This is a genomic window from Prochlorococcus marinus XMU1404 (assembly GCF_017696175.1).
GTDB lineage: Bacteria > Cyanobacteriota > Cyanobacteriia > PCC-6307 > Cyanobiaceae > Prochlorococcus_A > Prochlorococcus_A marinus_X.
Genome location: NZ_JAAORE010000002.1, coordinates 14436 through 26495, shown reverse-complemented (window position 1 = coordinate 26495; position 12060 = coordinate 14436). Strand labels below are relative to the sequence as shown.

Below are 12060 nucleotides of genomic sequence, written 5' to 3'. Positions count from 1 at the left end.
TTTAATCATTTAGTAAACAAACTCTTTCAACTTCTTCAATAGTTGTCAAACCATCTTTTACTAAATCTAAACCATAATCAAGCAAACTTTTTACTCCATTGTTTAAAGCACAATTTCTTATAATGTCTGCGGTACTTGATTTCATTATTAATTCTCTAATTGAGTCATTAACTTTCATCACTTCAAACAATCCTAATCTACCTTTATAGCCAGTACCATTACATATTGGACATAAATCTTTACTAGCGTTATTTGATAGGTCTAATACATTTGCTTTTTTTAGAACTTGAATACCATGTTCGTGAGCTAATTTATCTTTCTGAGGATCAACATTTCTGGTAGTGCAACATTTGTGGCAAATCTTCCTTATTAATCTTTGAGCCATAACACCCACTACAGAGGATCCAACCAAATATGGGGGGATTCCCATTTCATTAAGACGAGTTATTGCTGTAGCGGTATCATTCGCATGCAGAGTTGTGAAAACCATATGACCTGTTAATGCTGCTTCCATAGCAGTTTGGGCTGTTTCTTTATCTCTAGTTTCACCTACAAGAATTATATCAGGATCTTGTCTCATTAAAGATCTAAGAGCAAGTGCAAAATCAAGACCTTTTTCTCTAATTACTTGAACTTGATGAATACCATCTAATGTATATTCAACAGGATCCTCAACAGTACTAATGTTGACATCTGGAGTATTTCTTTCATTAAGAATCGAATATAATGTCGTTGATTTTCCACTTCCAGTAGGTCCAACAACTATGAAAATTCCATAAGGGAAACTACCCATCTCTCTTACTTTAGATAATTCATCCTTAGAGGTTATAAGTTTATCCAAATCCAACATTGAAGAATCTGATTGAAGAGCTCTTAGTACAATTTTTTCTCCCCATTTTCCTGGAAGAGTACTTACTCTAAAATCAGAAATAACTTCATTAATTCGACATCTTATTCTCCCATCTTGAGGCAATCTTTTTTCAGCGATATCAAGCTTACTCATAACTTTAAGCCTACTTGTTATTGCCTTAGCTTTGGCTTTGGGCAAAGAATATACTTCTTTTAAAACACCATCAATCCTATACCTTATTCGCATTCTATCTTCGAGAGGTTCTGCATGTATATCTGACGCTTTTAATCTAGAACATGTTGATAATATTGAGCCTGCTGCTTTAATAACTGGATCTTCATTATCTTTCAGCTCAGTATCTTCAATAATATCTAGTTCATCTTCCTCCTCCAAATCATTATCCTCATCAAACAAATCAAATTTATCATCTTTATTAGAAATCAAACCATCAGAAAACTCATCATTAAGCATTTCCTGTAAAAGGGAGGAATTTAATGAATTTTTTTCTTTTTCAATTTTTGTATTGATCTTATTAGTATCTTTATTTTTATCTGAATTTAATGATTCATTAATAGGTTTATTATAATCCTCATTATTGATTGATTTTTGATCGGCATTCTTAGTAAGAGAATTGGAGAAATCTTCTTTTGAGGAGATAATATCAGAATTCCATTTTTCCCATTCTTCGGTTGAGATTTGATTTATTTCTACATTTAATGAAAATTCAGTTTCTAGTTCTAACTTTATGTCAATAACTTTTTGATAAATAGGATTCATTGCTCCTAATTTAATATCATAATTTGACATAGAAATAAAAACTATACCAGCATTTAAAACCTGTTCACTAGATAAATATTCATATATTTTATTTTTAGTATGTTCTTCTATTTTATTTTCTTTAAGTTTATTACTCATGATTAAAAAGATAATAAATAAAGATCAATTACTCTGTACATATTAGTTATAATTTTAAAAAATTTATCTTTTTTTATAAAAAATATAATAAAATTAGGATAATTTAGGAATTTAAATTCTTCAATCAACTCATAACATAAATTAGAAGTTTATTTAAAGATTATTTAAAATGAAGTTTTTAATTTTTCTTTTTTTGTATCCCACTTTATTAATATCAGCAGAGCAATCTGAGATGAATTTTAATAAAGGGTTAAATAGTAATCAAATAACTAATGAAAGAAAACTTGAATCTTTTAGTTTAGATTTGAAAGATATCCCTAAGACTAAAGTTTCTGAAATAGAAAAAAATTCATTAAATACTAGAAATCCATTCTTACCTTCCATAAACAATAACTCTAGTGCTCAATCAATAAGTTTAAATGGTCTAGAATTAAAAGGAATTGCTAAAACGGGAAATAAAGAATATGTATTCATTGAAACTTCAAGTGGTGTTAAAGCCTATGAAGTAGGAGAAGTTATTGGAGGAGGATTTAAAGTATCCAATATCAATGGAAACAATTTGGAAGTTGAAATAACTGGCCAAAACAAAACTCAAATTATAAAATTAAAGCAGAATGATTAATAAAATTAAATTATTTTTGGAAAAAAATAAATTGTTGAATTTTTCTTTGAAGAATAATTATTTAATAAATAAATTTTCAAACAGGAAAGAAAAAATAAAAGAAATCTGGAAAAATAATAGTAAATTAAAATCTTTTTCATTTAAATCAAGAAACACATCAAAAAATAATTCCATTTTTAATTTTTCAATTTCTAAACTTCAAATAATAAAAAAACATAAATCAACTACTAAGAATAAAGCTCTAAAAAAAAGATTTAAACCAATTTCAGAATTATTAGAAAAACTTAAAATATATGCAAGCACAAAATATTTTAAGGAAAATTATCTCTTAAAAGCGAGAAGCGTTTTAAGTAAAAAAAACAAAATTAGAATTTTTGATCTTAATATTTTGGATGATATTTTTAAAATTAAAAATTTTTATAAAGTTAAAAATTTTTTAAAAAAGTATTCCATTAATAATTCTCCAAGGCGTGATTACAAAAAAGACATCATAGTAAATGAGTTTTTAGGAATATCTTATGTCGATAATATATTGACCGCCACACACCTTCAAAGGCAAAACAATAGAAATATTATTAAAGATATAGTAAATATAAATATCCCGGGAGATTTAATTGGAGATTTTAAAGTTGAAAAAGTTCCTGAAGTCAAAAGAATAATTGATGACATTTCAAATATCTTTGGCTTGAATAATCCGCCAATAATTGTTCTTTTAAGTTCCTCATTTTTTATAACTAGATCATTTAGCAATAATGATTTAGTAGTCTTTTCAGAAGAAGATCCTAAAATACTCTCGAAAAGTCCCTACTTACCAGATAATACTTTAATCCAATCTAAAAGAGTAAATGGTGATGCTAAAAGTTGCTACCATAGAGTGATCTACGCTAATAAAGAACATATTGACTCATGGATAAATGTTATTTCATTATCAGGATCAAAAATTGCCACAGTTACATGTGGAGCTATTCACCTAGCTGAAAATCTTATTAGTAATTCTGAAGAGATATCTATCTTATGTGATATTGGTAATAATTCCACTACTGTCTACCTAACTAGAAAAGATTGTGAATTAATTTCAACAAGATTACCTTTTGGAAGTTCAATTTACATAACAAATAAAGTTAGTTTAAATAATGAATTGTTTTCGAGGCTTGATAAATCTGTGAAGAAAATACTTAAAGATAATAATATCCATTTTGATGGTGATTTTTACATTAACGGAAATGGAATTGATAGAATGCTCTCACTGAATACTTATATAAAAAAAGGTTTTCTAAAAATTCCTGAAAATAATTATAAGGTTGAATCTAGTAAGGATTTAGATCTCAAATTAAATCATAGTATTTTAAATTCATTTGCTTGCATATTAGATAATATTACGAAATGAAAGATTATAACTTCGCTAATAATTATGAAAACATAAACTTATGGGATTTTAAAAAAGATGTAAATCTAGACTCTACTGAGAATATTTATAAATATAAATTATTAAAAATTTTAAAAACATATCCAAATTTATTAAACTCATTAAAAACAAAAAAAATATTATATGTACCTTCTTTTATTGTCTTAAGTGGAGTAATTATTATTGAAATGATTTCATTAATTCCAAAATTCAACATAAATAGATTGGAGGTAAAACATATTGAATATGAAGAGAAAGTTAATTCTTTGAATAAAATCAATCGTGAGAGAGAGAGGAATTTTAAAAATTTAAAAAAGCATTCATCATTACTCTCAAATCCAGCACCTACTTATTTATTCGCTTTCTTATTGCAAGATTCAATACCCAAAAATGTTCAATTAGTTGACTACACAGTTGATAATGTTGGATTTAAATTAAATGCTATTAGTGAAGGATCAGATTCTACAAAAAAGTTTATTTCATTACTCTTAGAAAATGAAATCATAGATAATAAATCCTTGAAAATAAATAGACTTGTTAACCAATCACCCGGTTCGACTCAGAACCCAGAAGAATTTACTAATAATAAATCTATAGTTTTAGAGATATCTGGGAAAATCAATCATTTTTCTCTTATCGAAAGAATAAATTTTCATGAGGAATCTGATAATAATGGTGTATATAAAAAATTGAGTCTTTATTTAAAATTACTAGAATTGCTAAAATAAAAAAAATGAGAAATAAAAATCTAACTTTTCAACAATTCATAGAAAGACTTAAGACCATTGATGTAGGAGAGTTATTAGAAAAGGCTAAAAGTATAAACGTAGAAGATATTAGATCAATAAAACTTAGTGACCTAAAAGAGATCACTAAGTCAAATTATTTTTATCCTTCAATAGGAATATTATTTGCTTCTTTAAGTTCAATTTTGTTTTTTTTTCCATCTATTGAATCATTGAAAAATACTCAAGAAAAATCTTCCCAATATAAGAGTGAGAATATAGAGTTACCTTTAATTATCGAGAAATTAAAAGAAAGATCAAAATCAATAATTTCTTTTAGGAAATTGTATTCTGAATTTGTATCATTAGTTCCAAAAAAAGAAGATCTAGTTTTAATACCTGAAATATTATTTGAATCTGCTTTAAAATCAAATACTGAGATTATTGAATTTTCTCCAATAAGTAAAGATGAATTATCATCTTGTACAACAAAATCAGAGGAAGAACTTTTTAATACTGAATTTATTTCAAATAAAGAATTTAACAATAACAATTTAAATAATTTTGAAAGTCAAATAAGTCCAATTAATAACAATTATTCTTACGATTATGGCAATATAGAAAGTGGATCTAAAAAAAAGGTATATAAATTTAATTTAGACGAAAAAGATGGCACTCTAGAATTTAATTCATTAACAAAAAAGGTGAGTGACATTTTTCAATCAAATTATTATTTAATAAATATAAAATCTAACTATTTAAACAGCCTTAATTTCATAAAGTATATACAGGAATATAAGATTTTTATTTTGCCTTATTGTTTTGAACCAAGAATGGCAGGAGAATCATCTAATAATATAAGTGATATTAATAGTCCTTCAATTGAAGGAGAAATTGATGCTCGCATTATTGTAAACATCCCTTACTATAAAGAAAAATGAATTTAGCTATTTTCAAATTAATCATTAAATCAAAAGTTAATATAATAGAAATGATTAGTTAATTTCTAAGAAATTCCAAATATCAAATAATGAAAAGAATATATTCTCTACTATTAATTCCTATATCAATTTTATCCTTTTCTTATATAAGTGTTTATTCAGAAGAAATTTTAAATAAGAATGAATTAATTTCTCAATCTATAAAAAAATCCAATAATTTAGTATTAAAAACAGATAGCTCTAATGACCAAAATATTGATATTTTGCTTTCTGGAATAGGGGAAAATCCCCAAATAACAAAAAATATAAAAAAAGATCTAATAAGCATTAATATAAAAACTGAAAATTCAAAATATCAAAAATCTTTTCAAAGTTTATCCATTCCTTCAGTAGGCATTAAAACTTTGACCTTGTCTGGTAACGACGATATTGTAGATATTGTTATTACTCCTTTAGATGAAATTCTTTTTTCTCAACCTGAACTATCAGTCATAAATGATACTTTGAAAATGACATTTCCAAAGCAATCATTACCTCCAAATATTCTTACAGAAGAAAATATCTTTTCAGTTAAACCTCTTATCAAAGCAGAAAATAACGCAAATATTTCAAGAAGAGCCTCAGCTCCTCCACTAGGAGATATTGCAGTTGGAACAACTTATATTCCTAACCTAAAAACAGTTAAATTAGAAGGGCCAAATGTTTCCATGGTATTTGAAGGGGCCACTGCAAAAAGTGCCATTGAATTTTTGATTTCTAAAACAAATTATGGTTATGTTTGGGTGCAGCAAGATCCAACATTTGATGCGAATAAGGATAAAGGTTCTGATTTTGCAAATTCAAATACTTTTAACATAACAAGCGAAGACGGTCCGGGAAGTGAAAATGAAAAGGTATCAGATTCCCCTCGATACATAACACTTACTATCAAGGACAAACCATTTTCAGTTGCTTTTAATTCAATTCTGATGTCTAGCGGATTAGAAGCTAAATTAGAAAACGGCATAGTTTACGTAGGACCAGATGTTCAAGATAGAATTTTTTCAGAGAGAATATCAAGGATTTATCGGCTCAATCAAACCACTGCCAACGCAGCAGCTTCTTATCTAGCAAATTTAGGTGCAAAAGTTACGCAAACTAATACAATTACGACTGCTGTCACTTCTGGAGCGAGCCAATCTCAATCTGTATCAGGAGCAGCCTCTTCAGCAACAACAACGCAAGAGTCTACTACTTCTGTAAGAAGTTACGGCGGTAATGCCGGTCCACTTTTAGGATTAATTGCTACTACGGACGATAGGTTACAGACTATTACTCTAATAGGGAATCCAGATTTGATTAAAGTAGCTGAGACCTATATAAAGCAACTAGATTTAAGGCAAAGGCAGGTAGCACTTACAGTTAGAATACTTGATGTTAATATCTCAGATGGAACTACGCTAGATAATAGCTGGGCATTTAGACAAGGTAATAAGTTCATAGTAAATGCAGGAGGTAAGTTACTAGGTACTGTTAATAGTATTACTCCCCCAACAGAAGCAAATTTTGGATCTGCTGCTGCTACAAATAATTCAGGCACTTTCCCTAATCAAACCTTTATAGATTTGTTAAGAGCTGATATTGCTTCTAAAGATACAAAAATAATTGCTAATCCAACTTTGATACTTAATGAATTTCCAGGAAGTACTGGTGGAGATACAGTTACTTTTAGTAGCGTTAACGACACTTTAAAGGCTGGGACAATAGGGAGATCCTATGGTAACGAAGCCTTTGTAATTGTTGGGACTCAAGTACCAATTAATTGTACTTTTGATCCCGAATCCAGTGTAGCTACTCTTGAATATGGAATAGCAGGATTAACTTTTGGAGCTAGGATCTCAAGGATAGATGATAATGGTTATGTTACTTTCTCAATCTCACCTGCTATTTCTTCAAAATCTGAACAAAGACTAATAGAAAATTGTGCAACTGTTGACCTCCTAGCAACCAGAAGACTTGATAGTGGTTCTATCAGAGTAAAAGATGGGAATACATTAATTCTTACTGGAGTATTAGACTCTACTGAAAACGAGACAGTTACAAAATGGCCAATATTAGGAGATTTACCCATAATTGGACAAATTTTTAGGAAAACAGTATCTTCGAAAGATAAAAGAGAACTAGTTATCCTAGTTACCCCTCAAATACTGAATTCACTCGAATCTGATCCCTCTGAAATAGGCTACAAACCTAATTCAGAAGAAGCAAAAGAATTTATCAAAGAAAATTCAGCTTATTAAATTTAATTAATGTGAGTACAGCTTCCTGAATTTTTAGAGGAAAGTTCTCCCATCCATCCATTTGAACAAAAATCATTTCTCATAGAAAAAGAATCAATCTGCACTGTTCCCTCCTCATTAGTTGCTCTAACGCTATCGTTATAGTCCTTAAAACATTCTGCATATGAATAAGACTTTCCATTATTAAAACAACGTCCTGATGTTTTTGTCCATCCATCTGAGAGAACAGCAATTTGCTGAACTTCTGAATTTTGAATAGCTTCTGAAATTCCTGACCATGGGTTTGTACCTCCGCCGGCTGTTAATCTACTAACCCAAGAAATAGCATACATTTTTGAACTAGTGGTAACCTCCATAGGTGAAGACCACATTTTTCTAGACCAATGGTTGAATGCAACTACTTGTAATTTAAAACCTTGATTAACTGGTAAAGCTCTAATACTGTTAATTAATTCATTTTTTGCTGCCTCCATAGGTGTAAGCCCCTTTATCTTTCCCCAATTCATAGATCCAGATATATCAATAAAAAAAGTTACTTTCTTCTTTAGAGGTTTTTGAAAAAAGTCACAGTTAGTACAAGGTGGGTTAATCCCTAAATTTCCAGCCCCAGCATTTCCTAAATTCATTAAATCATCATCCTGAATCCTTGCGTAACCTCCTGAAGTTTTAAATATGATTAATGGATTTCTAACTCTAGAGGCTTCTGCATTAATCATTATTTCAGCACCTTTACCTTTTTCATCAGTACATAAAATAATCCCTTTTATCTGTTTCCTAGTCCATTTTTGGTTATTAGTTGTTAAGCACCTTATATCATCTTCAAAATCACTTCTAATTCTATCCGTAACAACAGTAGTTTTAATATCTGTAGCTCTATAAAATCCTTGTTCATCTACTGTGGGTCCTGTTCGTTTAAGTATGTATGATATGCCTTTACCACTAAAAGTGTAATCTCTAACTAAATTATAAAAAATAGGGCAATCTTTTGCTAAAGTAACCCAATTTTGTTTTTTTGTTTTAGATTCATTACCCATATTAGAAGTTTGATAAGACGAACTACTTTTTGCTTGATCAGGCATTTTCAAAGCAAGTACTAAATCACCTTGTGGTAAAGGGCGACATGAATTTGGAACATCATTGTAAGTTGTTATTACTCTTTTACTGCTATTTATTTCATCAACAATAAAATCTAAAGCATTATTTATTTTTCCTCCTAATTTAAGATTTAATTCATCAGAATTATTTACTTGTAAATTCATTTTTAAGAGAGTATATCCTGATATAAGAATTAATAGAGAAACAAATCCAGAAACTATAAGTTCTGGGAGCGTAAAACCATATTTATTTGATCTTTTATTCACTAATGAGAATATATATTTATAAGAAAAAACAGACTTCATTTTTTATTCATAAGAGGGTGGACACCAGCTGTGTGCTTCACTACTTAGTTGAATGCTAGTCCATTGAGAACTGTTATCTTTAGTAGTAACAATATAAGTTATTTCAGCAATACTTTTATCAATTACTGAATCATTTCCCATATTAAATGGTCTTTGAGAGTCAACTTTTCTCTCAATTCTTACTCCTTGACCCGAAAAAATTTTGTTTCTTTTTTGACCAGTATAATTTGAATCACTAGAACCAGGGGTCCAAATCCTATTTTGCCAACTAGGCAATCTTAAAAATGTTCTTAAAATATCTCCACAATAAAATTTTGGTTCAGAAGATGAAAGACCAATACTATAAAATGCGCTCATATTTCCTTGTGGGGCATTATAGTGCTCATACCATAATTCAGATTTTAATTTTTCTATATCTCTTCTAATCTCATCATTAATTGCATTATTTAAATTTGCCTTATATAAATTTATTTGCCTAAGTGTTACAAAATATAAGGCATAAGTTGTTATAAAAGAGAGCATCATAAGACTGAGGATAGTTTCACTTAATCCGAAACCTTCTTGTTTTAAAAAACTAAATTTTAAATCCCCCCGAAATAATCTTTTCATAGCTAAAAATCAATTAAAGGTTCTCAAGGTATCCCAAACTTTTATCGACTTGCCTCTATAATATGGAACGCCAAAATAATATTGATTATTATAGTTAAAACGTTTAACAAGATCATCTTTATAGTTACTGTTGAAGTCCCAAGAAACCTCACCCTTACCATTTTTGTCAAAACATGCATTTTTAACCCAAATAGATCCTTTAAAAGATGAGTCCTCCGATAAATCGGAAACTTGTCTTAATTCCATTCCATAGTGATGAATAATGCTATCTCCTGTTTGATCTTTAAGCCAAGGGTTATTTCCTAAATTAACTTTCCATGCTCGTCCTTCTAAATTTCTATCAACAAATTTCAAATCATTTCCTTGAGATTCGAATCCAACAAGTAAATAATTATCAGCTATTGAATCCCATAAAAGAGCCATATTTAGCATACTATTTATTTGCGGTTTTGATTTTTCTCCTCGTCTTCCAGCAGCAATGATAAAAACGTCATCAAATCCATGCGTATTTCTATCCCATGAAGAAGTGTCTGGAGTAGTTGTATAAGGTATTAAACCACCTTTAATATTACGAAAAAGTTTTGGAGTTCTTTGATCAGACGTGCCTCCTGGATAATCTACTAAAGCGTATACCCCTTTAACTGTAGAGACAAGATTCCAAGGCTCACCAGCCCTTGAATAGTATATTGTTTCTGGAGTAGCAACAGAAAATGTCGTATCAGGAGCATAAACAAAAGCACTAAAAAATTCATTATTTTGTCCAGTGCCTAATGATAAGTTGAACGTGTTAAATGGAATATTATTATCATGATTAATTGGGATATTTAAATTTTTATCTTTTACATATCTTATACCGCCATTTGAGGAACATTCTAATCTTTGTTTACCACCTTTTTGTGCAGGTTGTTGAAATAAGATTGTTAAGTTTTCTGGTTTCCCCGAACCACATTTACCGTTAGGTCCTCCATGTCTGTGACAAATCCTCCCTCCATAACTTAAATCTATAGATCCCCTTACTATTAATGTAACTCTCGATTTATCAGTAGTTACTATGCCAAAATAAGCATCTTTGCCTCTTACAACTAAATCATCTATTGTATATGTCCTATCTTTATTCGCATAATTATTAAAACCATCTTTTTCGAGGAATCTGCAGTTTGGCCCAAAATATTGACCAAATTTTTGATCCCCTAGACAAACGATCTGGTTAGTAGAAGGATTCCAAATAGAACCTAATTGCCCTTGATTCTTTATCATTGGTCTGGAAGGTAATGCAAGTGGTTGGACCCATAGCCCTCCTCCATCATTAGAATTATCAGGTAATCTAGAATAATTTTTTATTCCAGATTCCATTTTAATTTTATTACATTCAAAATAAGCCCTATTGGGATCAATATTTTTTCTCCATAATATAGATCCTTTTTGCTTATTATTAAGGGTCTTGAAATTTCCCAAAAAAAGTGAATTTTCATCCCTTACATTTTCACCTGCACTAATGAATGCAAATCCAGAATCAGAAACAGACTTAAATACTTCAATATTTGCTCTTATTTTATTAGTCGAATTTTTTATATTTGGATCTTTTGAAGATGCGTTATATCCCTCAAACAATACAGAATTTTCGCCACCATATTCATCGCCAACAAAGTCGGTTGATTTTATTAGAAAACTTTGAATGTTAGAACTATTAATGCTTGAACTGATTCTTTTCTCTTCACCATTGAGTAAAATATCCAAACTATTTGAATATAAGTTCCATGGAATTTGGGAAATACGTGCATCTCTGCCTAAATATGAGCAAGCTGGGGCTACTTGTCTTCCAATACAAGTAGGAGAAGATATTCCATCACACCATTCACTATTGGTATCTACCCAATATAAAGTAGATGGATCACGAAATTTTCCTTTATTTAAATAGCCAGGCCACTGATTTCCATATTTACCTCCTCCAAAAGTTGGGCATTCATTATTGCTGGAGTCAATAGAGCACGTTTTTAATAACCAATAATAGTAATAAGGTACATTCCCACTATTATTCAAAAGAGTTCTTAAAGAATTAAAAGCAGACTCAGTTGCATTTTTAGCCTGCATTTCAGCATTACTTAATTTAGAAGTTGAAAGTCTGTTAATTGAGACATTCATTAATCCAACTAAAGTTATTGATATTCCAATGGCTAAAACTAAAATTTGAGGCAAAGCAAAAGCTTTGTTTTCTGAAGCCCTATTTTGTATTTTATAAAAAAGTTTATTATGTATAGAAATATTTATTTTTTTTGAAGAAAAAATATTGCTCACATTAAAAGATTAGTTTCCA

9 protein-coding genes are annotated in these 12060 nt (G+C 29.4%); 5 read left to right on the top strand and 4 right to left on the bottom strand.

What is annotated here, in order from left to right; translation table 11 throughout:
- Window position 1: 1 nt before the first annotated feature.
- On the bottom strand, window positions 2–1765 hold the full coding sequence (locus tag HA144_RS03685; protein ID WP_209042619.1) for a GspE/PulE family protein: 1764 nt from the start codon (window positions 1763–1765) through the stop codon (window positions 2–4).
- A gap of 232 nt (window positions 1766–1997) precedes the next feature.
- Here HA144_RS03685 and HA144_RS03680 point away from each other — a divergent pair, with 232 nt between their 5' ends.
- The 5 genes from HA144_RS03680 (at window position 1998) to HA144_RS03660 (ending at window position 7737) form a co-directional block, all read left to right on the top strand.
- Window positions 1998–2387, top strand: coding sequence for a hypothetical protein (locus tag HA144_RS03680; RefSeq protein WP_209042617.1), 390 nt, complete (start codon window positions 1998–2000; stop codon window positions 2385–2387).
- Complete coding sequence (locus tag HA144_RS03675) at window positions 2380–3774, top strand: hypothetical protein (protein ID WP_209042616.1); 1395 nt, start codon at window positions 2380–2382, stop codon at window positions 3772–3774. The genes HA144_RS03680 and HA144_RS03675 overlap by 8 nt, the downstream gene beginning before the upstream one ends.
- A complete protein-coding gene (locus HA144_RS03670) occupies window positions 3771–4520 on the top strand; it encodes a hypothetical protein (RefSeq protein ID WP_209042614.1) in 750 nt (249 codons plus the stop codon). Before HA144_RS03675 ends, HA144_RS03670 begins: the two co-directional genes overlap by 4 nt.
- Window positions 4521–4525: 5 nt before the next feature.
- A complete protein-coding gene (locus HA144_RS03665) occupies window positions 4526–5458 on the top strand; it encodes a hypothetical protein (protein ID WP_209042612.1) in 933 nt (310 codons plus the stop codon).
- Window positions 5459–5547: 89 nt separating this feature from the next.
- Complete coding sequence (locus tag HA144_RS03660) at window positions 5548–7737, top strand: type II secretion system protein GspD (protein ID WP_209042610.1); 2190 nt, start codon at window positions 5548–5550, stop codon at window positions 7735–7737.
- A 2-nt stretch (window positions 7738–7739) separates the two neighbouring features.
- On the opposite strand, the gene HA144_RS03655 is transcribed toward HA144_RS03660, so the two are convergent.
- Genes HA144_RS03655 through HA144_RS03645 form a run of 3 tightly spaced genes read right to left on the bottom strand, consistent with a single transcriptional unit; the run spans window position 7740 to window position 12041 of the window.
- Entirely contained in the window at window positions 7740–9137 is a 1398-nt protein-coding gene (locus HA144_RS03655; protein WP_209042606.1) for a hypothetical protein, read from the bottom strand.
- Window positions 9138–9140: 3 nt separating this feature from the next.
- Window positions 9141–9746: a hypothetical protein gene (locus tag HA144_RS03650; protein ID WP_209042604.1), complete on the bottom strand. Its 606-nt coding sequence runs from the start codon at window positions 9744–9746 to the stop codon at window positions 9141–9143.
- 9 nt (window positions 9747–9755) lie between these two features.
- Complete coding sequence (locus tag HA144_RS03645) at window positions 9756–12041, bottom strand: hypothetical protein (RefSeq protein ID WP_209042603.1); 2286 nt, start codon at window positions 12039–12041, stop codon at window positions 9756–9758.
- Window positions 12042–12060 lie beyond the last annotated feature (19 nt).